Here is a 24,007-nt window from a genome sequence, read left to right as displayed (position 1 = left end):
GACGCCGGTCCGCGACAGCCAGTAACACCGGCCGTCGCCGCTCCCGCAGGAAGGAACGCCGTTGCTCGCCCTCTGGAAACGACCCGACACCGCCGGTTTCGAACTCGTCGAGCGCGCGATGCCGGCCATGGGCTCCGACGACGTCCTCATCCGCGTCCACCGCACCGGCATCTGCGGCACCGACCTCCACATCGAATCGTGGGACCCGTGGGCGGCCGGCGCGGTCGACGCTCCACTCGTCCCGGGCCATGAGTTCTCCGGTGAGGTCGTCGAGGTCGGCAGCCGAGTCGCGGGGATCCCGGTCGGCGCAGCGGTCTCCGGCGAGGGTCACCTCGTCTGCGGAACCTGCCGCAACTGCCGCTCCGGCCGCCGTCACCTCTGCCGCCACACCCGTGGACTCGGCGTCAACCTCGACGGCGCCTTCGCCGAGTACGTCGTCCTCCCCGCCACCAACGTGTGGGTCCACGGCGACCAGGTGACGCCCGACCTCGGCGCCCTCTTCGACCCGCTCGGCAACGCCGTCCACACCGCCCTCAGCTTCCCCATCCTCGGCGAGGACGTGCTCATCACCGGCTGCGGCCCCATCGGTCTCATGGCCATCGCCGTCTGCCGCGTCGCCGGCGCACGCAACATCGTCGCGACCGACGTCGTCGCCGACCGACTCGAGAAGGCGCTCGCCGTCGGTGCCGACCGGGTGGTCGACGTCTCCAAGGAACGGGTCGCCGACGCCCAAGCCGCGCTCGGCATGCTCGAGGGCTTCGACATCGGCCTGGAGATGTCCGGCCAAGCGGCCGCCGCGAGCGAACTCATCGACAACCTGAACACCGGCGGCAAGGTCGCGCTGCTCGGGCTGCCGTCGACGAACATCGAGATCGACTGGACCAAAGTCATCACCCGCATGATCACCATCAAGGGCATCTACGGCCGCGAGATGTTCGACACCTGGCACCACGCGAGCGCGATGGTCGACCACAGCCCTGAGCTCCGGCACGCCCTCGAGTCGCTCGTCACCGCCCGCTTCCCGCTCGCCTCCTGGCAGGACGCCTTCGACACCGCGCGCGGGGGAGCGGCGGGCAAGGTGCTCATCGACTGGACCGACACCCGCGACGCCGTCATCACCGGGGTCATCGACGAACACGTGCCGGAGACCGTCGGCGCGGTCACCGCAGCCTGAGCCGACGCCCGTCGCCCACCCAACCGACAACCGACCAACCGCCCACTCGACCCCGAGGAGACGACATGTACGGCAGCATCAAGACCCAGTTGCGCGACCAGCTCGACCGCATCGAGGCGGACGACCTCACCAAGCACGAGTTCGCGATCACCTCGCGGCAGGGCAGTCACGTCACCATCGACGGTCGTGAGATGCGGAACTTCTGCGCCAACAACTACCTGGGTCTCGCGAACGAGCCGTCGATCGTCGACGCCGCCAAGCTGGCCCTCGACGAGTGGGGCTACGGGCTCGCGAGCGTGCGGTTCATCTGCGGCACGCAGCAGATCCACCGCGACCTCGAACAGGAGTTGAGCGCCTTCCTCGGCACGGAGGACACCATCCTGTTCTCCTCCTGCTTCGACGCGAACGGAGCCGTCTTCGGCGCGCTGTTCGGCGAGGACGACGCGATCATCTCCGACGCCCTCAACCATGCCTCGATCATCGACGGCATCCGCCTGAGCAAGGCCCGCCGCCTGCGCTACCGCAACCGCAACATGGCCGACCTCGAGCAGCAGCTCATGAACGCCGCCGACGCTCGTCGCACCGTGATCGTCACCGATGGCGTGTTCTCGATGGACGGTTTCTATGCGCCCTTGGACGAGATCTGCGACCTCGCCGACCGGTACGGTGCGCTCGTGCTCGTCGACGATTCGCACGCGGTCGGCTTCGTCGGCTCCGGTGGTCGCGGCACGCCGGAGCTGTTCGGTGTGCAGGACCGCGTCGACATCCTCACCGGCACCCTCGGCAAGGCGCTCGGCGGGGCGTCGGGCGGGTATGTGAGTGCGAAGCAGGAGATCGTCGACGTGCTGCGGCAGTCGGGTCGGCCGTACCTGTTCTCGAACAGCCTGGCGCCGTCGCTCGTCGCCGGTGCGCGTCGTGCCGTGGAGTTGGCGGCTGCGGGCGATGAGCTGCGCGAGGGGCTGTTCCGGAAGGCGGACCTGTTCCGCGCCCGCATGACCGAGGAGGGTTTCCGGCTGCTGGAAGGGTCGCACCCGATCATCCCGGTGATGTTCGACGACGAGCAGCAGGCCGTCCAGGTGGCGGCGCGGATGCTGGAGCAGGGCATCTATGTGATCCCGTTCAGCTTCCCCGTGGTGCCGCGCGGCGAGGCCCGCATCCGCGTGCAGATCAGTGCCGCGCACAGCGAGCAGGACATCGAGGACTGCGTGGCCGCGTTCGTCGCGGCGCGGGGGTAGGTGCCGCGGGAGAAGTGCACTAGCGAGATTGTCGGCTATGGCATAGGAGCGGTTACACCTGGCAGATAGGTTGACTGTCATGAAGCGAATGGCCTCGGGACTCACATGCTTACTGCTGGCTTTGGTTGTCACGGGTTGCTCTAACGAGCCTGAGTCATGCCAGAAAGCTGCGCAAGCCCTCGTCGCCTCAAACAACAGCGGGCTGTCCGAGGCGGCTCAGGAAGCTCAGGAGCGCCTGTACGTTTCGTACCAGGAGCAGTGCGATGCGGAGCGAGCTTCAGAGGGCTGAACTGTCGCTCCGGGAATGTCAACTGCTGCGGTCGTGCTCACGAAGCTCTCCACGTTCCCAGGTCTGATCAACCGCGCCTCATGCTGCGCGCCGCGAATCCGTCGAGCGCCGCGAGCACAGGCGGCGCAGTCCAGAGACGGTTCCGCTGTCGCGACGAGCCGACCGTGAGGATGCCACGGTCGACGAGGGTGTCGAGGGTGTTGTAGACCGTGCGATCGGAGGCGTCGAGGTGTTCGCGTACGAGCCGACTGTTCATCACCGGATGCTCCAGTGCCAGTGCCGTGATGAGGTGCGCGGCCGAATCGGCGCGGACGTCGCGCAAGGTCTCGTGCCATGCCGTCCGAATGGTCTCGATCTCCTCCACCAGCGTTCGTCCGTTGGCGATTGCGAGGAACGCGCCATCGGCGAACACGCGGACGATCGGCTCGACATCGCCCTGCCGATAGCTGGTGAGCGCAGCGAAGTAGTCGTTACGCTGCTGCAGGATCCCGGCCGAGATCGGCACGGTGACCCCGCTGGTCAGCCCGACCCGCCGGAGAGCGGCCTGCACCAGCGCTCGACCGGTGCGCCCGTTGCCATCGGGGAACGGGTGGATGGTCTCGAATTGTGCGTGAGCGACGGCGATCGCAGCGAGCGGGAGCGGTGCCGGTCGGAGCGAGTATGCGATGAAGTCGTCCATCGCTGCGGCGACACGGTCGTGGTGCGGCGGGACGAAGTCCGCTTCATGCGGGCTGAAATTGCCACCCCCGATCCAGACCTGTTCGTCGCGATACCGGCCGGTGATCTCCGGTGCCGACATGCCGAGAAGCTGCTCCTGCATGGCGATGATCGTCGTGTTGGAGAGCTCGTCGGATGCCGCGAGTGCTGCCTCCAGTGCTCGGACGTTGGCGACGATGAGCGGGGCATTCCCGGTGTCGCGCTCGTCCAACTCGGCCTCGGCGATCGCTTTTGCACTGCTCGTGAGGTTCTCGATCTGCGAGCTCGATGCCGATTCACTCCGCAGCAGGATCGACGAGAAGGGCGCGGTGACGTGACCGACCTCGCTGTCGAAACGGATGATCCGCTCCTGAGCCTCACCCAGCAGCTCCACGAGTTCGTCCGACAGACGGAAGTCGAGATCGGCGATCGGTGGCGGGACCGCGGCGTCGTATGGCTGTGCGAGGAGCAGCCGCTGGCGCTTCGGCAATGCGTCGGGAGCGATGCGCGACTGCCAGGGCCGCTGTTCATACGCGACGGCTGTCGTCATCGTCCCCTCCTGAACCGGCCCAAGTTGCAGTTGTGAGGGCTCTTAGTGAAGTTTAGACGCCTATCCTTCACTAAGGAACCCGTTGAGTGCAGCTTCAGGTCCGTTCGGGCCCTATTTGACTCTCCCGTAGGGGGAGACGGGATGCTTGAAGCATGTTGCACATCGGAGAGTTCGCAGGCATGACCGGCTTGAGCGTGAAGGCGCTCCGGCACTACGACGAGAAGGGTGTGCTGGTTCCGGCCGAGGTCGATCCCGACTCCGGGTACCGCCGCTATGGCGAGGAGCAGGTGCGTTCCGGCGTGATCGTGAAGGCGCTCCGCGACGCCGGCGTGCCGCTCGACGCCGTCGGCGTCACGGTCGCGGGTGCTGATCCGTCGACCACCATCGACGTCCACCACCGCCTCGTCCTGGAGCAGCGGGAGCAGGAGGACCTGGCCTTCGCGCAGGCTCGTTCAGTCGTCGCGTCGCTCGCGGCTCCGGTCGAGATCGTCGAGCGCACCCTTCCGCCCCAGCCCTACGTCGGCCGGGTGCTCACCGTGCCGCGCGGCGATGAGGATGCGGTGACGGACGACGATGCGAACGAGCAGTTCTCCGCGCTCTACGCCGCCGTGCGGGAGGCCGGCGTCGGACCGTCAGGAACCTTCTGGACGGCCCTTCGCCCCGGGGAGCAGGGCGCGGTCGAGATCGTCTGCTGCTGGCCGACCTCGTCGCAGCTCGAACCGACGTGGGGCGGCGATGAGACCACGGTCGACGTCCTGCCGGAACGCACCGAGCTTGCAGCAGTCTGGCGGGCCGAGCCCGGCGTCGAGCTCCCGGAGGGCTCGACCCACCCCGCGGTCGTCGCCCTGTTCGACGCGATCGCGGAGCGTGGCATCACGATGCCGACCACGGAGCTCCGGCAGCGGGTGCTCGGTCAGAGCGCCGACGAGTACGCCGTCGAGGTGTCGATCACCTTGCCGTGATGCGGTGGTCAGGCGACACCTGTCGGGCTGTCAGGGCGGGTCGTTAGGCTGGAGTCGTGGCCAACAGCAAAGATTTCGACGCCCGTTACGAGCTCCGTGAGTTCCCGTTCGCGAACGGGACCGACGGTGAACCGACCCCGGAGAGCCTGGCGGCGCTCGACGCCATCGGGTTCGGCTTCCACGAGCCCACCCCGAAGCCCGAGGCGCGCAAGCGCAAAGTGAACGAGCTGATCGCCGACGAGGCGGTCCTCCTCGGCGCCTACGTGCGCAACTCGCAGCCCGGCTCGGTCGACGAGACCTGGCCCGCCGGCACGTTCTCCTGGTTCCCGAAGGCGCTCAGTTGGGGCGACGGCACGTCGATCAACACGCAGGCGGTCTCCGACGTCACGGTCCGCCCGACGGAGCGCCGCCGTGGGATCCTCCGTCGCATGATGACCCACGCGCTCGAGCGCGGCGTCGCCGACGGGTATGCGATCGCGGCCCTCACCGCCAGCGAGGGGACCATCTACCGTCGCTTCGGGTTCGGCTCCGCCATCCGCGAGCGCAACGTCGTCGTGAAGCGCGCGAAGGCGCTGCCGTTCCTCGCGTCGACCACCGGCATCGTGTCCGTCGTCACCCCCGAGTACCTCGCCGACGGCGTCGCGCGTCAGGTGTTCGACCGCTTCGACGAGCGCTCGATCGGTTCGATGGTCCGCAACACCGGATCATGGCCGCTCGTTCTCGGCACACTGGGTCGCGATGGCGAGCCCGCGAAGGACACCCGTGCCGCAGTGCACCGCCCGGCCGACGGCGAAGACGTCGACGGGTACGTCACGTGGCGCATGGTCGAGCAGCCCGGTGGGCAGACGGGCATCGAGATCATCGACCTGGTCTACGCGACGGACGCGGCCTACTTGTCGCTGTGGGAGTTCCTGCTTTCCATCGACCTCAACGACGTCGTGAAGTACAACCGTGCCCGCCTCGACGACCCGATCATCGCCGCCCTCGGCGACAACCGGGCGTACGACATCGAGCACGAGGAAGACCACGTGTGGTTGCGGGTCCTCGACCTGCCGGCCGTCCTCGCCTCGCGTCCGTACGCAGCCGACGGCTCGCTCACCATCGCGGTGACCGACGCACTCGGCTACGCGGCGGGCACCTTCCGCCTCGAGGTGACGGGCGGTCGCGGCACGGCGACGAAGCTGAGCGACGAGACCGATGCGGCCGGTGCGGACCTCTCGCTCGACGTCGCCGACCTCGGCGCCCTGCTGCTCGGTGCGGTCTCCCCGGTGACCCTTGCAGCCGGCGGGGTGCTGCACGCCGCCGACGAGCAGGCGCCGCTGCTCCTGCGGTCGATGCTGCAGACGCCGCGCGCCCCGCACGGGATCACCTTCTTCTAGAGGGAGCTCGACGCCTCGCCGCGATTCGGTCGCTCGATATGGTCATCAGGTGACGATGAGCAGAAGAGGGAACGCGTGAATGTCGCGCGCTTCATCCTCGGAGGCGTGATGATGATCGCGCTTGGCGGTTCCGCGATCGTCTTCAGGCGCCAGTTCGCCCGCACGGGCGATCGCGAGACCACCCGGGTCTACGGAAGGGCTTGGCTGCGTCTTCGCGGGAGGAAGGCTCCCCGGCCCAGTTCGATGATCATCCCCGGTCTTGCCGGCATCGCCATCGGGATCGCGAACATCGTGCAGTCGTTCCCCTGATCCCTCAGCGCGCGGCGGCCCGATACCTTCATGAGGTGAGAACGAGCAGGCCATGGAGATCGTGAATCTGGGACGGTTCATCGGTAGTGTCCTGCTGATCCTGGCCGGCTGCGCAGTGGTCGTCTTCCGAAAGCCGCTGGCGCGCGGTATCGATCGCGGCAATACACGCCTGCACGGAAGACTCTGGATTCACATTCGGGGAAGACGAGCGCTGTCACCCAGCACGTTGATCGCTCCGGGAATCGCCTGGATCGCTATCGGCATCTGGAACATCGCCCACTCTCTCGCCTGAACGGGCCGGGCCAGCCCGTGGGTCGCAACTCAGTCGCGCTGCTCGATGAGAGTCAGCTGCGTGCCGTCCGGGTCGATCAGGAAACCGGCTCGGAGGCCCCAGTCCTGCATGCGCACCGGGTGGAGTCGTGGCGCTCCGGTCGTGCGTTCCGGGACGCCCGAACGCCGAATCGCATCAGCCAGCTCGTCGACCTCGGCGACGCGCAGGCAGCACATGAAGCTGCTGGACGCCGGGTCGAGGTCGGGCGCCGGGAAGAACTCGAGTTGCAGACCGCCGCGGACGAGGATCAGCCACCCCTCGTCGCGGAAGGTCCGCTCGAAGCCGAACGCTGCGTAGAAGGCCTCGGTGACGTCGAAGCTGCGTGATGGCAGGTTGGGCGTCGCGCGGTCGTGCTGGGTCGCGGTCATGGCATCGATGATCGCAGCGCGACGGCCGTCGGGGAAGGTCAATCCGTCGAAGCCGGTGACGCCAGGCGCTCGCGGAGGAAGGCGACCACGCGCTTGCGGGCCTCGAACGCGGGATGACCGTCGCGCTCGCGCACCTCCCCGGTGAGCACCGAGTGTGCGGTCTTCGCGAAGCCGCCGGGGTTGCCCTGTGAGGAGTCGAGTTCGATGACCTCGAAGGCGTCGCCGAGCTTCGCCGCGATGGTCGCGAATCGGTCCCGCGGAACGGCCTTGTCCTCGCTGAACCGCAGACCGAGGGCGCAGACCGATCCTTGCGCTGCGCGGGCTGCGACGGCGTCGAACTCGGCTGCGGACATGCCGGGGTCGATCCGGCGGGCACGACTGACGGGGAACGGCGTCGACGGCTGGCTCATCACCGAGGCGAGCACATGCTCGTCGACGGCGGCCGCGAGCGCGAAGCCGCCGGAGAAGCACATGCCGATGACGCCTACACCGGGTCCTGGTGTGCGGGCGGCGAGGTCGGCTGCGAGGGCTCGGACGTGGTCGGCGACCGGCCGGTGCGCGCCGGTCGCGAACGCCTTGAACTCGGCGGACACGCACACCTTCGACACGCTGGCGAGCGTGTAGCCGAGGGTGCCCTCGCGACCGGGCGTCCCGAACGGCGACGGGATCGAGACGGTGAACCCCTCCGAGACGAAGTGCTCCGCCAACCCGAGGACCTCGGGCGTGAGCCCAGGCAACTCGGGGATGAGGACGACGCCCGGTCCTGAACCCTGCTCGAAGCGGTCGTGCGTGACGCCACCGCCGGTGAACGGAGTCCGGACCCAGCCGGAGAGTTCGCCGGTCGGAGCGTGGTCGAGGTCGGTCATGGGGCGAGCGTAGTCCTGGGGTAGGAACGCAGGCGGAGACCACGCGAGACACAGCACTTCTCGCGATCGTTGCTGGTCCGTTGAAGTTCAGCCGATGGATTCGTTCCGCGACTTGGATCGTTGCGGCCAACGCCCGAGGGACTGTCGGTACTCCGTCGCTTCGGCGCTATTCGAGAATTCGAGAATGTTGCCGACCTTCTGCAGGAGGACATCACGTACTTCAGCCGGACTGGCGAAGAAGAACTCTTTCCGCGGGTTGGCCTGGTTGAGTGCGCGGTCCGCGAAATGCTTGTGCAGCTCGTTCTCCAGGGTGACTGCATCCTCCGAGAAGAACAGCGTGTGGGTGTCGAACCGGAATGGCACGGATGCGCCGCTCAGTTCAGAGATGCGATCCGTCGGCGTCAGGCGGCGGGTGAGCCCGATCTTCACCACATCAGGACCGAACGCACCTTCATTGGAGATGACGTAGATGTAGCCGGCACGAATGTTCGCGGCCCGGAAGTCGTTCTCTGCGATCGCTTCGTCGATCGCTCCGAGGCGACGCAACAGGTCGTCGTCGGTCTGACCCTGACGTTGCAAGACGGCGAGCGTATTCACGAGGTGGGCTCGCTCCTTGTCCAGACGAGCACGCTCGTCATCCAGCTCTTTCTGAACGCGTTGCTCCTCCTTGATGCGGGCGCGTTCCTCCTTCGCTTCTTCTCGCTCGATTTGCTTCTTCATCAGCCAATCAGCCGTCAGCTCGAGTTCCTTCTCACGAAGCCGATGGAACTCGTCGCTGATCCTCAGCTCCATCAGAGCGCCGAGCTTGGCGATGGCCGTGCGAGATGATTCCAACCGCTTCTTCGCGGTCACGACGTTGCCAGCGCGAAGGGTGCGCAATGCGTTGTCGGCTTCCGAGTTGTAAGCCCGGAGCATGAGTTTCGCGAGGTCCGACGTCATGCGCTTGCCCTGCGCCAGCGAGTTGTTGAAGGTGAAGAGTTCGGACTTCTCGATCGCGCGGTCGTCTCGGACCAGTGAGGCGATTCGAGCTTCGATCGCTTGGAGTCGCAGCTGGTAGGCGGCTGCCGTTTCGAGCGGATGGTGGAATCGGTAGATGCCCACCGACTGCAGCACTCGTGCGTCGTCGAGTTCGACGAGGTCGTCTGCGTGCCCCAGGGCCAACTTCTGACGCAACGCGGCGTTCTCACGCTCAAGTTCCTGGACGCGAACGGAGTCAGATGCAGGGTTCGGCGTCGGCGGCGTATCCACGGTTGTCGGTATCGCCGCTGCCGCCGCCGCTGCCGCCGCCGCTGGCGCTGGTGCAGGCGCCTCCACGTCGCGGCTCTCGTTCGGATCGATCCAGAGCGCCCATCCGGCTGGGGCGGGAGGCCAGCTCGGATCCGGCGTCCAACTCGCTGGCGGCCTCCATCCGGCCGGAGGCTTCGGCCACCCCGGTGGTGGGTTGAAGATCATCGATCCGTTATCCGTCATGCTCGGCGAACCCCGCCGCCGTCGACCGCGACGAGCCCATGGGGGTTCTTCGACACGACAGCACGAAGGTGCTCCAAAGTCGCGGACGGAACGACCGCGGCCAGATCCAGCTTGAGGAACTCGTCGCGTGAGACGGCGAGGGCGAGGAATCGCACCGAGGTCTCGCGGCCCGTCGCCGGGTTGATCGTTTCGGTGCCCACCTCGAGCGACACATTGTGAATGAGTGCGCGCCGATCGGCTTCGAAGACCTCGTGGACGCTCCGGAGCGCGACGTTGTGGACGATTCCCGCGTACCGATCCTTCACGTCCTTCGCCGCCAGAGGAGAGGCGGTGATTTCATCCGACGCCTTCACGTACCGGTAGGCCTTGGTCGTCGGGATCTGGTCCGGTCCTGGGATGGTCACCCGAAGACTGAGTTCGGCCGTCGATGGTTCGAACGTCGCGTTGGTTTCGACCGTGAACCATTCCGGATAGACCGAGTTCGCCATGACGATGCCGACGTACTCCTGGACGGCTTCCACGGTGCCATAGCCGAGACCGGTGATGAGCTGGTCCAGCTCTGCGTTCCGCTGGGTCGCGGCAGTCTCGCGTGCTTCACACTCCTGCGAGTACTTGGATTCTTCGAAGGCGAGCCGTCCACGGCGTTTCTGCTCGGCAGCCTCGTATGCCTCCTGTTGCGCCGCGCGCTGTTGCGGAAGCGCAGCGACTGCTGCTTGCCAGGCGTAATAGTCGGCTGCATAACGCGCTTCAACAGCTGCCTGCGCCTCGGCGAGTTTCCGCTTCTTGCCGAACATCCCGGTCGGCTCCTCGGGAGCGTACTTGACCGGCAGCGGGGGATCGGGGATCGGGGCGGGAGCTGCCGTCGGGACTCGCAGATCGACCCGAGGGAACGGAGGGTGTTCAACTCGGACGCGTAGCTTCTCGAGGTCGACGTAGTCGTCGACATCGAGGGTCGCGCTGAGCAGCCCGTCTATCTCGGCATACTGATCCCGCAGATCCGCGTTTCGTTGGTCGACCTCAGCCTGCATGGCGGCGACGTGTGCGGCTGCCGCTTCCTTCTCCAGGCGCTTGCGATCTGCTTCTGACGCCCGAGCTGCGGCGAGCTGAGCTCGTTCGGCCGCGCGTTGCGCTTGCTCCACCTGGCGGACGTTCGCGTTGTGTTGTCGGACTGCGTTGCGTTGTCGCTGCTCCGCGAGCCTCGTCTGGTGCTGCATCTCCGCCAAGAACCCACGCCGTCGTGCCATTTTCTCCCCAATTCGGTCGTCCACATTGTATGTGGCGAGTGGCCACGAACGAGCGAGGTCCGTCATCGCCCAGCGCGGTCCCACGGGCGGCATCACGGCAATGATTCGCGCACTCGTCGCACCCGAACTGCCGGATCGTGGCACGTGTCGCCTGGGAAGCCACCCGCCGTTCACCTTCCGGCCACCGTCGCTCCTCCAACCGGCAACCCCACGCCGATGGGATGGGTCCAGATCCCCGTCCCTTCGTGCCCTGGAGACCCATGCCCCGCCTCAACCGCGTGTTGACGATGACCGCCGCGTGCGCCATCGGTGCAACCGCTCTCATCGCGACACCCGCCGTCGCCATCGCCGCCCCAGCGCCGGGGCTCCAGATCAACGAGGTCGAGTCCTCCGGGGGCGTCCCCGGCGACTGGATCGAGTTCACCAACACCGCCGCCACCGCGATCACGCTCGACGGCTGGGTCGTGAAGGACAACAAGGACGACAGCAACTACGCGTTCCCGGTCGGCACCGTCGTCGAGCCCGGCGCGTTCCTCGTCGTCGAGGAGGAGCAGCTCGGGTTCGGCCTCGGCAAGGAGGACTCGGTCCGCTTGTTCGACCCGACCGCGGCACTCGCCGACGAATACTCGTGGACCGGCCACGCCGCAACCACGTACGGCGTCACCGCCGACCGCTCCGGCTGGGCCGAGACCACCGAGTCGACGAAGGGCGCGGCGAACGTCTTCACCGCACCCGAGGTCCCCGAGACGCCCGGCGAGATCCGCATCAACGAGATCGACTCACAGCCCGCCGACTGGGTCGAGTTCTTCAACCCCGGTACCGAGGCACTGGACATCTCCGGCTACGAGATCCGCGACAACTCCGACGACCACCGCTGGCAGTTCCTGCCCGGCACGTCGATCGCGGCGGGCGAGTTCCTCGTCGTCGAGGAGTCGACCGTCGGCCTCGTCGGCGGCGTGGAAGCGGCCTTCCGCGACCCGATCGGCATCGGCAGCGCCGACGAGATCCGCCTCTTCGACGACGCCGGCACGCTCATCGACCGCTCCGGCACCTGGAGCGGCCACCCGGTGATCGGCGGCGACTCGCTCGCAGCGACCCTCGCCCGCTGCCCCGACGGCGAAGGCCCGTTCGTGCTCGCCAACATCACCAAGGGTGCGGCGAACGACTGCGTGCTCCCGAACCTCGCCATCAACGAGATCGAGTCGAACGGCGACGCCACCGACTGGGTCGAGGTCGTCAACCTCGAGCCGACCGCCGTCGACCTCTCCGGCTGGACGCTCATGGACGACGACCCGGTGGGCCACGCCGACCAGACCACCCCGCTGCCCGCCGGCACGATCCTCGAGCCGGGCGCGTACTTCGTCTTCGACCAGAACGTGGACTTCGTCTTCGGGCTCGGCAACGGCGACACCGTCACCGTGCGGAACGCGGCCGGCGCGACCGTCGCGCAGCACGCCTACGCGGCTCACGCGGAGGGCGTCCTCGCCCGCTGCCCCGACGGCACCGGCGACTTCGCCGACACCGCGGTCTCCACCAAGGGGCTCCGCAACGCCTGCGGCAACCCGGTGCGCATCAACGAGGTCGAGTCCGACGGCGGATCGCCCGACGACTGGATCGAGCTCGTCAACCCGACCGCCGCCACGCTCGACGTCTCCGGCATCGTCGTGAAGGACGACGACGACACCCACGCCTACGCGATCCCCGCGAACACCACGATCGCGGCCGGCGGCTACCTCGTCATCGAGCGCGCGGCCCTCGGCTTCGGTCTCGGTGGCGGCGACACGGTGCGACTCTTCGAGGGCGACGCACTCCTCGACTCGACCACCTGGGGCGAGGGACACCCGGCCACCACCTGGGGTCGCTGCCCCGACGCCACCGGTGCCTTCGCCGCGACGAGCGAGTCGACCAAGGGCGCCGCGAACGTCTGCGCCGGCGAGATCCCCGTCGGCCCGTGGCCCGGCTCGCCCGACGTCACCGTGCTCGACACGACGCCGACGTTCCTCGAGGACAGCTCGGGCCTCGACACCCAGGTCGCCGCAGACGGCGCGTTCCTCTGGGCGGTCGACAACGGCACCGGCACGTTCTGGAAGCTGGCCATCGCCGCTGACGGTTCCGTCTCGTTCGTCGACGGCTGGGAGCAGGGCAAGCGCGCCCGCTTCCAGAAGGACGCCTCGAACCCCGCTGCGGCCGGCCCCGACACCGAGGGCATCACGGTCGACGGCACCGGGTCCGTCTACGTCGGCGTGGAGCGCGACAACAGCGTGAAGGGCACGACGCTGAACGCCGTGCTCAAGGTCGACCCGAACGCGCCCGGACCGGACGTCGTCGCGTCCGAGGAGTGGGACCTCACGGCCCTGCTGCCGACGGTCGGCGCGAACCTCGGTGTCGAAGCGGTCGAGTGGGTGGCCGACGGCGACCTCGCCGGCAAGCTCTTCGACGACAACACGAAGGCGACGTACGACCCGGCCAACTACGCGGGTCACGGCGACGGGCTGTTCTTCGTCGGCGTCGAGGACACCGGCGACGTGTACGCGTTCGCGCTGAACGCCGACGGCTCGGCCACGCTGATCTCGACGATCGACCCGGGCCTCCCGGCGGTCATGGCGCTCGACTACGACACGACCCTCGGCGTGCTGTGGGCCGTGTGCGACGACGGCTGCGCGGGCACCGGTGCGCAGATCACCCTGAACGGGACCGAGCAGCCGGGCATCGCCCAGGTCGCCCGCCCGGCAGGCCTGCCCGACCTCAACAACGAGGGCTTCGCGACCGCGCCGGCCTCGCTGTCGGTCGACGGGAAGCGTCCCGTGTACTGGTTCGCCGACGGCTTCGCCTCCGAGGCCCTGCGTCTCGGCTCGCTGCCCGGCACGACCACGCCGCCCGTGACGCCACCGACGGGTGGAGTCACGCCGCTGCCCGGCACGAGCCTCACCGAGGCCAACCGTGGCGCGATCACGCTGGCCGACACCGTGCGGCGGGGCGAGACCGTGACGGTCGGGCTCGAGGACCGGTTCGCGGCCACGGCTGTCGAGGTGTGGCTGTACTCGACGCCCGCGCGGATCGCCGCAGGCACGACGAACGCCACCGGTGACCTGCTGGCGACGATCCCGGCCGACGCCACGCTCGGCGACCACCGGGTCGCGGTCTACGCGGCGGACGGTTCGCTCATCGGGTGGACCGAGGTGCGCGTCGTCGCAGCCGACGGGACGATCGTCGACGGCGCGGCCTCCGGTGGGGCGCTCGCCACGACCGGCACGGAGCTGCCCATCGGCACGATCGGAACGGGCGTGCTCCTGCTCCTGCTCGGTGGTGTCCTCGTCGCGATGCGGGCGCGTCGCCGGGCGGCCTGATCCTCCGCAACGCCTGACGGCCCCGGGAGCGCACCAGCGCACCCGGGGCCGTTCCCCGTCACCTGCCGGTTTCGCTGGGCCGGTGGTGATGTTGCCAGCGCGGTGCTGTGACGTGAGCGCGGGTCTAGGACGTGAGCGCGGGTCTCCGGAGGGGCGCGCTCGCGCGTGTGGGGTGCGCCCGGGCCGGGTCGGGTGCACTCGCGTCAGCGCACCGCGCTGGCCGAAGGCGGACCCGGGGCAGGAGTGCGATGCTGGGGCGATGGACGAGCACCGGGTGACCGAGGGTGGCATGACCGTCGGGCGAGTGGCGGCCGAGATCGGTGTCAGCGTCCGGACCCTCCACCACTGGGACGAGCTCGGCGTCGCGCAGCCCTCCGGCAGGACGAGCAGCGGCTACCGCTCGTACCTGCCCGTCGACGTCGCTCGACTCCGACGCGTCCTCCTGCTCCGCGACTTCGGCGTCCCTCTGGCCCGGATCCCCACGCTCCTCAGCGCGCCGGCCGCGGAACGCCGCGCGGAGCTCACGCAGCGGCGCCGCGACCTCGCCGACACGATCGCCCGGCTCGAAGACGTCGCGCGTTCCGTCGACCGCCTGCTCGAAGCGGACGAGGTCGGTGTGCTCGTCCCGGAGGACCAGCACCACGACGTCTTCGGTGACGACTGGAACCCGACGATGGCCGAGTCCGCACGTGTCCGCTGGGGCGACTCCGCGCAGTGGGCCGAGTACGCCGAGCGGTCCGCCGAGCGCACGCCGGAGGATTGGCGCGCGGTCGTCGGCCCGCTCCGAGACCTCGTGGACGAACTCGCCGAGGCCAAGCGGGCCGGGGTCGTCGCCGGATCCGATGCGGCGAATGCCCTCGCCGAACGGCATCGAGCCGCCCTCGGCGAGTACTTCCACTGCACGCCGGCCATGCACGTGATTACCGGTCGCCTGGCGCTGACGGAGCCCGGCATGGCCGACACCTACGAGCGGGTCGAGCCGGGCCTCGCCGCCTGGCTCTCGACCCTCATCGACGCGAACGCGCGCACCCACGGCGTCGACCCGGAGACCGCCGTCTGGGAATGACCGCGGGCCAACGTGGCCGCCTCGGTCAGCTCAGTCGGCTCGGCTCAGCTCGCGCAGCGCGATCTCGATGATCGTCGCGCTCGGAACGTGCAGCGCCTCGGCCGCGGTCGTCCCGGTCGCCGACAGGTAGGCGTCCACCAGGCAGTTCCCGGCCGCGTAGCCGGCACCCATCGGCAGCCCGACGGGCTCGCCTCCAAACCGCAGAGCGGCCTCGTCGCCGTGCACCCACGAGACGAAGTGCTGCATCCCTCCGACCTCGAGCCCCTCGACCACCCGATCGAGCACCGTGTCGTCGTCGAGGTGCGCGACCCCGATCGGCGTGTAGCCGGACACCCCGTGCAGCTGCCGGGCGAACGCGTCCGCCAGGCCCTCCGAGACCACCTGTTCACCGACCACGACGGTCGCCGGATCCCAGACCACACCACCCGGCGCGTATCGCAGGTTGTGGTTGAGCTCGTGGACGGCGGCCGCTTCGAGGCGAGCGAGGTTCTCCTGGGTCGGCCAGAGGATGAGCGAGAGGAAACCGGTCGCGCTGCCGTTGCCGATGAAGCCGCGGATGGCGTCCATGAAGTAGCTGTCGTCGGGGTCGCCGAGGACGAGCAGGACGGTGATGTCGGGTACCACCAGGCTGGGGAGCGCGTCGAGCTGCACCGTCAGCGCGTCGTCGAGAGCGCGCTCGATCCGCGCCCAGGCGTCCGCGGCGACGAGTCGGTCGAGGGCGTCGACGACCCGATCCCGACTCCGGTCGATCGGGAACCCCGAGCCCATCGTGTGCATGGCGAGCAGGTCGACCTCGCCCGGGAAGTACCGGTACATGTCGGCGACGGGCTCGAGCATGGCGCGGAGTCGCGTTGGTCGTTCGGCCTCCGGTGCATCGAGGACGGAACGCATGCCGCTGGCGGTGTCGAGGATCGTGATCGTCATGGTGTCGACGCTAAAGCCTCACGCCGCGTGAGGGTCAAGTGCCTCCGACCGGGGAGCCGGCCCGAGCACCGGGAGGACTACCTGGCGCGGAGGGCCTCGAGAGCCGCGGGGGAGAGCGGTGCGCCGGCCCGCTTCGCGGCGTACAGGGCTGCACCGACCGCCGGACCGAACAGCGGGGTCCGGAGGTCGTAGCGGGCGGGTAGTGCCGCGACGGCCCGTTCGAAGCCCGTCCGCACCGGCTCGGCCGAGAACACCCCGCCCGAGTACGACACCGGGACGACCTCGTCCTCGCCGAAGCCGAGCGCGACGCGGGTCGCCTCAACGATCTCGACCAGCTCCCCGCTCGCCTCCCGCAGGATGGTCGCCGACGCCGCGTCACCGTGGCCGGCGGCATCGACGACCGTCTTGGAGAGGTCGGCGATCAGCGCGCGCTGCCCTTTCCACTCGTTGACCACGACGTCGATCACGTCGAGATCGCTCGTGATCCCGACCCGCGCCTTCATGAGGTCGTAGAGCGGCCCCCGAGGCAGCCGGCCATCGCTCATCCGCGTGAAGGCGTTCAAGCCTCGAGCGGCGATCCAGTACGCCGAGCCCTCGTCGCCGAACAGCTCGCTCCACCCGCCGACCCGATGCCCGCGGCCACGGCGCTCGCCGTAGGTCATCGAGCCCGTGCCGCTGATCACGTTGATGCCGTCGACGGCGCCCAGCGAGCCCGCCCAGCCGCACACCATGTCGTTGTCGCACGAGTACCGGTCGTGACCGAGCACCTCGCCGGGGATCGCGTTCAGGCGGTCGAGGTCGGAACTGACCTCGCCGTATCCCGGCAGACCGAGGAACGCCTGATCGATGTCGGACGCCTCGACCCCCGCCCGCGACGTGACCGCCGCCACCCCCTCGGTGAGGATCCGACCGACGAGCTCGATGCCGTCGTCGAAGTAGTAGCAGCTGGCCGTCTGCGCCTCGGCGACGATGTGTCCGCCGTCGTCGAGGAGCACGAACGCGGTCTTCGAGCCGCCGCCGTCCACACCGAGGAAGAGTGACACGCCTACCGCTCCTCGGGTGCGGTGCTCGCTGCGCCGGAGGTCATCGGGTGGATCCGGACACCCTGCACGACGCGGTTCACCGTGCCGCTCGGGAACGGGTTGTCGGGCGTCGCTCCGAGCTGGAGCGAGTACGACAGCCCGAGCAGCTGCGCCACGAGCACGAAGCCCACGGCGAGCTGTGCGTCGTCGAGGCCGGCGAGTTCGGGGAGCACCCAATCCTGCGCCGTTGCGCCCTCGACCGGTTCGGAGGAGATCGCGATGACGCGCTCCGGCGACAGCGTCGCGCGCAGTTCGGCGACGATGTCGAGGTCGTACCGGCGCGTGTACGGGTCGGAGGACAGGTAGACGACCGCGAGCGTGCTGTCGTCGACGACGGCCTTCGGCCCGTGACGGAACCCGAGTGCCGAGTCGTAGTAGGTGACGATGCGTCCGGCGGTCAGCTCGAGGAGCTTGAGCGCCGACTCCCTGGCCAGCCCGGTGAGCGGACCGCTGCCGAGGTAGACGACGCGTTCGCACCCCTCGTTGGCGAGCGCGCGGATGTCGACCTCGCGCTGGTCGAGGATCGTCGTCGCGCCGGCCGCGAGTGCCTGCACTGCGGCTTCGTCGGCGCCCCCGAGGATGAGGAGGACCGAGAGCAGCATGGAGCTGAAGCTCGACGTCATCGCGAAGCCCTCGTCGTTGGAGCGCCGGGGCATGAGGACGGTGAGCGACGAGGCGCGGTCGTGGTGGCGTCGGTACAGCTCGCCGGTCTCGTCGCAGGTGATCACCAGGTGGTGGACCTCGGCGAGCGACTGGTCGGCGAGCTCGGTCGCGGCGACGCTCTCGGGGCTGTTCCCGGAGCGCGCGAAGGATACGAGCAGCAGGGGGACGTCCTCGGCGAACGCCTCCCGCGGGTTGGAGACGATGTCCGTGGTCGCGACCGCGTCGATCCGGCGGCGGAGCGTCCGGGTCAGCGACGGCGCCGCGATCTCACCGATGAAGGCCGAGGTGCCCGCACCGGTCAGGACGATGCGCAGCTCGGGTCGCGCGAGGAGCGGCGCGAGGAACGCGTCGATCTCGTCGCGGCGGGCGGCGATCCCCGTCGACGCCTCCAGCCAGACGTCGGGCTGCTGGGTGATCTCGCGGACGGTGGCTTCCGAACCGACGATGGTGGTGATGGACACGGGTGGCTCCTGGGATGGGTCGAAGTGATGGGGGGTGTTGCGGTGGGGCTGCGGTGGCCGTGCCCGAGCTGCAGGCGCGGCGATGGACGTGATCCTGCCACGCCGGGATGGGTGACTACCCCTTGAGGCCGGAGAAGGTCATGGTCGCGACGAACTGCTTCTGAGCGACCATGAAGAACAGGATGAGCGGCAGTGTGGCGACGACGTTCCCGGCCATGAGGAGCGCCCAGTCGGTGCGCCGTGCCCCCTGGAAGTTCGTGATGCCGAGCTGCAGGGTGAACACCTGGTCGTTGTTGATCGCGATGAGCGGCCAGACGAGGTCATTCCACGAACCCAGCAGGGTGAAGATCGCGAGGGTCGCCAGTGCCGGTTTCGCGAGCGGCAGGATCACCCGGAAGAACACCTGCAGGCGGGTGCAACCGTCGATGAGGGCGGCCTCCTCGAGCTCCGCTGGCAGCGACAGGAAGAACTGCCGCATGAGGAAGATGCCGAACGCGGACGCGAGCCACGGCACGATCGCCGCGCCCAGGCTGTCGATGAGTCCGAGCCGCGAGAACAGGATGTACGTCGGGATCATGAGCAGCTGTGTGGGGATCATGATCGTGGCGACGATCATGAGGAAGCCCATCGTCTTGCCGCGGAACTTCAGCCGGGCGAAGCCATAACCGGCGAGCGAGCAGAGCACGAGGTGGGAGGCGACCGCGACGGCCGACACGATCACCGTGTTGCCGAGCCACAGCAGGATGCCCGACTCCGTGAACAGCTTCGCGAAGCCGTCGAAGGTGATGTGCGACGGGAGGATCCGCGGCGGGAAGGTGTTGATCTCCGACTCCGGCGTCACCGAGGTGATGAACATCTGCACGAACGGGATCGCGAAGATGATCGCGATCGGCGCGAGCACGAGGTGCCAGAGGCTGAAGCGCCGGCGTGTGCGACGTTCGGCGGGCGGTGCGGTGACCGAGGGCTTGCCGGTGGCGGCGTCGCCACGCGGCGGGGTGGTCAGGACGGTCATCAGAATGCCTCCACATTGGACCGGCGGGAGTACAGGACGACACCGATCGTGGCGACGAGGGTCACCGCGAAGAGGCCGTAGGCCACGGCGGAGCCGTACCCGAACTGCAACTGCTTGAACGCCGCGTCCCACAGGTAGAACACGATCGTCTGGGTGGCGCCGAGCGGGCCGCCCCTGGTGGTGGTGTACACGAGGTCGAACAGCTGGATCGCCTGGATGAACTGCCAGATCGCCACGAACACGGTGACCGGCCCGAGCTGCGGGAAGGTGATGCGCCAGAACGACTGCCAGGCGTTCGCCCCGTCGATCCGTGCGGCTTCGAGCAGCTCGGAGGGGATGTCCTGGAGGGCCGCCAGGTAGATGACGGTCGTGAACGCCGCCTGCCCCCAGAGCGACATGATCGTGATGACGACCATCGCCTGCCCCTGGTCTTCGAGCCAGCCCTGCGCCGGCAGCCCGAGGAACCGGAACACGGTGTTGAGGAGACCGAACTGCGGGTTGAAGAGGTAGGTGGTGAGGATGCCGGTGGCCGCGGCGGAGGCGACGAACGGGACGAAGATCGCCGTGCGGTAGACGCCGATGAAACGGATCCGGCGGTTGAGGGCGACGGCGAGGAAGAGCCCGAGACCGAGCGACGCGGGGACGAACAGGAGCGTGTAGACGACGGTGTGCACGACGGCCGCCTGCAGCTCGTCGTTGCCGATCATGCTGGCGTAGTTCTCGAGGCCGACCTGCTCCGGCTCGCTGAAGCCGTCCCACTTCTGGAGCGACAGGAAGAACGCCCAGATCGCGGGGAAGATCGACAGACCGAGCACGATGAGCATCGCCGGGGCGACGAAGCCCCAGCCGGTGAGGTTGTCGCGGAGGCGTCGCCGGCCGGGCCGGGGCGCGGCGGGCGTGTGCCCACCCCGCCCCGGCTTCGCCGTGCGCTTCACGTCGCGTTCCGCGGTGGTCGACATCAGTCGTCCGCCAGGGCGGCGTCGGCGGCCTTCGCGGCATCCTCCAACGCCTGCTTCGGCTCGCCCTGACCCTGCAGGACCGCGGAGATCGCCTTGCCGATCGCCTCGGAGAGTCCCACGTAGCCCGGGACGGTCGGTCGGGCCTGCTTGGCGTTCACGCCGTTCTCGGCCATGACGTCGAGACCGGGGAGCTTGTCCACCTGCGCCTGGAACTCCGGGGTGTCGATCTCGCTCGACCGCAGCGGCAGGTTGCCGTACGCGACGTTCCACTTGAGGTCCTGCTCGGAGTCGGTGAGCCACTTCGTGAAATCGTACGCCCAGTACTCGCGGTTCTTGTCCTTGTGGTCGAACAGGGCCCAGACGTCCGGACCGGAGACCGTCTGGTGGTCGCCATCGGTGCCCGGCAGGACCGTGACGCCGTACTTCGTGCCCTTCGTCTGCAGCGTGGAGAGCTGCCACGGGCCGGAGGTGATCATGCCGATGCGGTCGCTGGCGAACAGGTCGCCGAACTTCGTGTCGGTCTGGTCGAGGTAGACGCTCTTGTCCTCGACCGCCATGTCGCGGAGGAAGGTGAGGGCGTCGACGCCGGCGTCGGAGGCGAACTCGGCCGTCTTGTCATCGTCGGAGATGATCGACCCGCCGTTCTGCCAGAGGTGCGGCCAGAACTGCCAGGTCGTCTCCTCACTGCCGGAGACGGAGTACGCGTAGCCGTAGGTGTTCGTCGCCGGGTCGGTCAGCTGCTTCGACGCCTCACGGAAGTCGTCCCAGGTCCAGTCGGCCGTCGGGTAGGCGACACCGGCGGCGTCGAACACCGTCGTGTTGTAGAGCAGCGAGATGTTGTCGACGACCGCCGGGAACCCGATGGTCTTCTCGCCCGTCGGCTGCACGGTCTGGCGCGCGGCCTCGGAGAACTCGTCCCACTTCACGTCGGGCTCGGCCACCTGGTCGGTGATGTCGAGGGTGCGACCGGAGGCCTCGAGGCGGCTCGCCCACGAACCGAACGCGTAGGAGACGTCCGGGTAGTTGCCGCCGGCGAAGCTTGCGGACAGCTTCTGCAGGAGGTCCTCCGTCGACGGCGCACCGGACGACACGTCGATGGTCACGTTCGGGTGCAGCTCCTCGAACTCGTCGACGAGACCGGTGAGGATCTGCTGGGCGGCATCGGCCTGCCCCGTCCAGAACGTGAGCTTGACCTTCGCCTCCTTGTCGAGGGTCGTCGCACCGGAGGAGCCGCCCGCGCAGCCGGAGAGCGCGAGGGCTCCTACGGCGACGATCGCGGTCGCGGTGATGAGGCGGCGTGCTCGGCGGGCGTGACGCGAGGCTGGGGCGTGGATCGTGGAACGGGGTGGGAACATCGGTGGTCGTCTCCTGTGTCGATCGTTCGGGAACGGTGCGGGTCGGCGGTGCGGTCAGATGCGGTCGGCGGGGATGATCTCGCGCAGCGGCTCCGGCAGGAGGTCGCCGTGCGCGGCGACGAGGTCGTTGCACAGCTCCCAGATCTGCTCTGGCGTGAGGGTCGAGGAGGCGTTCGGGTCCATGAGCACCGCCTGACGGATGAGCGTCGGGTTGCCGGTGCGGGCGGCCTCGATCGTGAGCTCGGCGACCGAGACGTAGGGGCGGTTCATCGCGGCGCACTGCACGGGCAGCGCGCCCATCGCCTGCGGGGCGATCCCGTTCGCGTCGACCTGCACGGGCACCTCGACGACCGCGCCCTGCGGCAGGTTGTCGATGAGACCGCGGTTGACGACGTTGCCGTGGATGAGGCGCGGAGTGTCCGTCACGAGCGAGTGGATGAGCTGCGGTGCATACTCGCTGGCCTCCTCCTCGAGCGTCAGCGGGGTGCCGGATGCGAGTGCCGCCTTGGTCGCCTCGAACTCGGCGACGTTCTCCTCACTGATGCCCAGGTACTCGAGCGGCTGGAGTCGGTAGCGCTCGATCTGCTCGGGGGAGCGGAGGAACCACGACAGGTACTCGGAGGAGTGCTCGCTCGTCTCCGTCGGGTAGAAGCCGATGCGTCGGAACATCTCCACACGCACGCGCCGGCTGAGCTCGGGGTCGTTCCGGATGCGCTCACGCAGCAGCGGGTACAGGTCACGGCCGTCGTGCGTCCACTCGAGCAGCCACGACTGGTGGTTGACGCCGGCCGCGCGGTAGGTCGTGCCCTCGATCGGGACGCCGACGAGCTCGCAGAGGTCGTTCACCGTCCAGAAGACGCTGTGGCAGAGGCCGATCGCGCTGATGTCGGGGGCGACGACCGACGCCCACCAGATGTTCATCGCCATCGGGTTGGTGTAGTTCAGCAGGTGGGCGTCGGGGCAGATCTCCCGCATGTCGGCGGTCAGTGCCGAGAGCAGCGGGAAAGTGCGGAGGGCTCGGAAGACGCCGCCGACGCCGGTGGTGTCGCCGATGGTCTGCAGGAGGCCGCGCGCGGCGGGGATCTCGAGGTCGGAGTAGGTCGCGGCGATCCCGCCGACCTGGACCATGTTGATCACGAAGTCGGCACCGGCGAGTGCTCGACGGCGGTCGGATTCGGCGGTGATCGTGGCGCGACCGGCGAGACGCTCGTCCACCTGACGGGCGGTGCCCTCCGCCACGGCGAGGCGTTCCGCGTTGATGTCGTGCAGCACGATCTCGAGCCCTGCGAGCTCGCGGTACCGCAGCAGGTCGGCGATGAGCTGGCGGGTGAAGACGACGCTGCCTGCTCCGATGAAAGTCACTCGTGTCATGGAGCGATCATCGACTACAGTGATCGAACCGAGCAAGAAGTTGATCGGATTTTGCCTGAAGTGATCACTTTCGCTGAGCGTCGGGGGTGCGGCAGGCGACAGGACGACGGAGGAGTCGCCATGCAGGGACCCACCGCTGCGGAGTTGTCGCAGCGTGCGCCGTCGGGCAAGCGGAGTCAGCGGATGCGCGACATCCTCGCCCAGCTGGCCGCCGCGGACGCGGTGGTCTCGATCGACGAGCTGACGAGTCGGCTGGCCGTCTCCGCCCCCACGATCCGGCGCGACCTCGCCGACCTCGACGACCTCGGTCTCGTGCTCCGCACCCACGGTGGCGCCCGGGCGGTCGACGCACGCGACGAGGTGCCGGTCCGGTTCCGCGACACCCAGTTCCGGGAGGCGAAGCGCCGTATCGCCCGTCGGGTCGCCGACATGATCCCCGCCGGCCCCTACGCCATCGCCTTGAGTGGTGGGACGACGACGGCGGCCGTCGCCAAGGAGCTCAGCAACCGCTCGGAGCTCACGATCGTGACGAACTCGCTGACGACGGCGACGGAGATCGCGTCGAGGCCGAACCTGCAGGTCATCATGACCGGCGGTCTGGTGCGCTCTTCGTCGTTCGAGGCCGTCGGGGCGCTCGCCGAGAACACCTTCAGCGCGATCAACGTGGGGACCGCGATCCTCGGTACCGACGGCATCAGTGCGTCCGGCGGTGCGACGACCCACGACGAGCGTGAGGCGCGGACGAACCTCGCGATGGTGCTGCACGCGCAACGGGTGATCGTCGTCGCCGACGGCTCGAAGGTCGGGCGCGTCACGCTCGCGCGCATGGCGGACCTTGGGCAGATCCACGACCTCGTGACGGACGCCTCGGCCGATCCTGCCGAACTCGAGCGC

Annotated in this window: 21 protein-coding genes; 9 read left to right on the top strand and 12 right to left on the bottom strand. The window is 68.6% G+C overall.

Translation table 11 applies throughout. From position 1 onward, the window contains the following. The first annotated feature begins 61 nt into the window (after positions 1-61). Together tdh and ASE44_RS02070 are read left to right on the top strand one after the other, a co-directional pair. Positions 62-1,174, top strand: coding sequence for an L-threonine 3-dehydrogenase (tdh, locus tag ASE44_RS02075; RefSeq protein ID WP_082455661.1), 1,113 nt, complete (start codon positions 62-64; stop codon positions 1,172-1,174). A 65-nt stretch (positions 1,175-1,239) separates the two neighbouring features. Beyond that, complete coding sequence (locus ASE44_RS02070) at positions 1,240-2,409, top strand: glycine C-acetyltransferase (RefSeq protein ID WP_056776925.1); 1,170 nt, start codon at positions 1,240-1,242, stop codon at positions 2,407-2,409. Positions 2,410-2,765: 356 nt separating this feature from the next. Here the strand turns inward: ASE44_RS02070 and ASE44_RS02065 are convergent, their stop codons facing one another. After that, on the bottom strand, positions 2,766-3,944 hold the full coding sequence (locus ASE44_RS02065) for a Fic family protein (protein ID WP_056776922.1): 1,179 nt from the start codon (positions 3,942-3,944) through the stop codon (positions 2,766-2,768). Positions 3,945-4,096: 152 nt separating this feature from the next. Between ASE44_RS02065 and ASE44_RS02060 the strand changes: the two genes are divergently transcribed. From ASE44_RS02060 to ASE44_RS18385, 4 genes are all read left to right on the top strand, one after another. Then, positions 4,097-4,906 (top strand): MerR family DNA-binding transcriptional regulator, encoded by an 810-nt coding sequence (locus ASE44_RS02060; RefSeq protein WP_056776921.1) that lies wholly within the window; start codon positions 4,097-4,099, stop codon positions 4,904-4,906. A gap of 56 nt (positions 4,907-4,962) precedes the next feature. Further along, positions 4,963-6,285 carry a GNAT family N-acetyltransferase gene (locus ASE44_RS02055; RefSeq protein ID WP_056776918.1) on the top strand — a complete coding sequence of 441 codons (1,323 nt, stop codon included), beginning with the start codon at positions 4,963-4,965 and terminating at the stop codon, positions 6,283-6,285. Positions 6,286-6,360: 75 nt separating this feature from the next. After that, positions 6,361-6,594, top strand: coding sequence for a hypothetical protein (locus tag ASE44_RS02050; protein WP_056776915.1), 234 nt, complete (start codon positions 6,361-6,363; stop codon positions 6,592-6,594). Between the two features lie 52 nt (positions 6,595-6,646). Continuing rightward, entirely contained in the window at positions 6,647-6,886 is a 240-nt protein-coding gene (locus ASE44_RS18385; protein WP_157579753.1) for a hypothetical protein, read from the top strand. Between the two features lie 29 nt (positions 6,887-6,915). On the opposite strand, the gene ASE44_RS02045 is transcribed toward ASE44_RS18385, so the two are convergent. From ASE44_RS02045 to ASE44_RS02030, 4 genes are all read right to left on the bottom strand, one after another. Next, complete coding sequence (locus ASE44_RS02045; RefSeq protein WP_056777128.1) at positions 6,916-7,293, bottom strand: bleomycin resistance protein; 378 nt, start codon at positions 7,291-7,293, stop codon at positions 6,916-6,918. Positions 7,294-7,331: 38 nt separating this feature from the next. Then, entirely contained in the window at positions 7,332-8,159 is an 828-nt protein-coding gene (locus tag ASE44_RS02040) for a dienelactone hydrolase family protein (RefSeq protein WP_056776913.1), read from the bottom strand. Positions 8,160-8,246: 87 nt separating this feature from the next. Further along, the gene (locus ASE44_RS02035; RefSeq protein WP_056776909.1) at positions 8,247-9,629 is read right to left on the bottom strand and encodes a DUF4041 domain-containing protein; all 1,383 of its coding nucleotides are present in this window, start codon (positions 9,627-9,629) and stop codon (positions 8,247-8,249) included. Continuing rightward, the gene (locus ASE44_RS02030; RefSeq protein WP_056776908.1) at positions 9,626-10,843 is read right to left on the bottom strand and encodes a hypothetical protein; all 1,218 of its coding nucleotides are present in this window, start codon (positions 10,841-10,843) and stop codon (positions 9,626-9,628) included. The genes ASE44_RS02035 and ASE44_RS02030 overlap by 4 nt, the downstream gene beginning before the upstream one ends. A gap of 290 nt (positions 10,844-11,133) precedes the next feature. Between ASE44_RS02030 and ASE44_RS02025 the strand changes: the two genes are divergently transcribed. Both ASE44_RS02025 and ASE44_RS02020 read left to right on the top strand, forming a co-directional pair. Continuing rightward, positions 11,134-14,220, top strand: a complete 3,087-nt coding sequence (locus ASE44_RS02025; RefSeq protein ID WP_056776905.1) for a lamin tail domain-containing protein — start codon at positions 11,134-11,136, stop codon at positions 14,218-14,220. A gap of 259 nt (positions 14,221-14,479) precedes the next feature. After that, positions 14,480-15,286, top strand: a complete 807-nt coding sequence (locus ASE44_RS02020; protein ID WP_056776903.1) for a TipAS antibiotic-recognition domain-containing protein — start codon at positions 14,480-14,482, stop codon at positions 15,284-15,286. Positions 15,287-15,316: 30 nt separating this feature from the next. Here ASE44_RS02020 and ASE44_RS02015 read toward each other — a convergent pair whose 3' ends face one another. The 7 genes from ASE44_RS02015 to ASE44_RS01985 all read right to left on the bottom strand — a co-directional run bounded on the left by ASE44_RS02015 (position 15,317) and on the right by ASE44_RS01985 (position 23,113). Continuing rightward, complete coding sequence (locus ASE44_RS02015) at positions 15,317-16,210, bottom strand: DUF2268 domain-containing protein (RefSeq protein ID WP_056776899.1); 894 nt, start codon at positions 16,208-16,210, stop codon at positions 15,317-15,319. 77 nt (positions 16,211-16,287) lie between these two features. Beyond that, the gene (locus tag ASE44_RS02010) at positions 16,288-17,253 is read right to left on the bottom strand and encodes a BadF/BadG/BcrA/BcrD ATPase family protein (protein WP_056776897.1); all 966 of its coding nucleotides are present in this window, start codon (positions 17,251-17,253) and stop codon (positions 16,288-16,290) included. Between the two features lie 2 nt (positions 17,254-17,255). Next, positions 17,256-18,416, bottom strand: coding sequence for an SIS domain-containing protein (locus ASE44_RS02005; protein WP_056013723.1), 1,161 nt, complete (start codon positions 18,414-18,416; stop codon positions 17,256-17,258). 115 nt (positions 18,417-18,531) lie between these two features. Further along, entirely contained in the window at positions 18,532-19,428 is an 897-nt protein-coding gene (locus ASE44_RS02000; RefSeq protein WP_056013726.1) for a carbohydrate ABC transporter permease, read from the bottom strand. After that, positions 19,428-20,387, bottom strand: coding sequence for a carbohydrate ABC transporter permease (locus ASE44_RS01995; RefSeq protein WP_082455659.1), 960 nt, complete (start codon positions 20,385-20,387; stop codon positions 19,428-19,430). The genes ASE44_RS02000 and ASE44_RS01995 overlap by 1 nt, the downstream gene beginning before the upstream one ends. Next, entirely contained in the window at positions 20,387-21,742 is a 1,356-nt protein-coding gene (locus ASE44_RS01990; protein ID WP_056776894.1) for an ABC transporter substrate-binding protein, read from the bottom strand. The genes ASE44_RS01995 and ASE44_RS01990 overlap by 1 nt, the downstream gene beginning before the upstream one ends. Before the next feature lie 54 nt (positions 21,743-21,796). Next, positions 21,797-23,113 (bottom strand): alpha-glucosidase/alpha-galactosidase, encoded by a 1,317-nt coding sequence (locus ASE44_RS01985; protein ID WP_056776891.1) that lies wholly within the window; start codon positions 23,111-23,113, stop codon positions 21,797-21,799. A gap of 120 nt (positions 23,114-23,233) precedes the next feature. Between ASE44_RS01985 and ASE44_RS01980 the strand changes: the two genes are divergently transcribed. Then, positions 23,234-24,007 (top strand): DeoR/GlpR family DNA-binding transcription regulator (locus tag ASE44_RS01980; protein ID WP_056914180.1); only part of this gene is annotated, 774 nt, incomplete at its 3' end.

Origin of the sequence: Plantibacter sp. Leaf1 (assembly GCF_001421315.1) — a bacterium.
Classification (GTDB): domain Bacteria; phylum Actinomycetota; class Actinomycetes; order Actinomycetales; family Microbacteriaceae; genus Plantibacter.
Note: the sequence above shows the minus strand (reverse complement) of the source record. Positions and strands in the feature narration are given on the sequence as shown.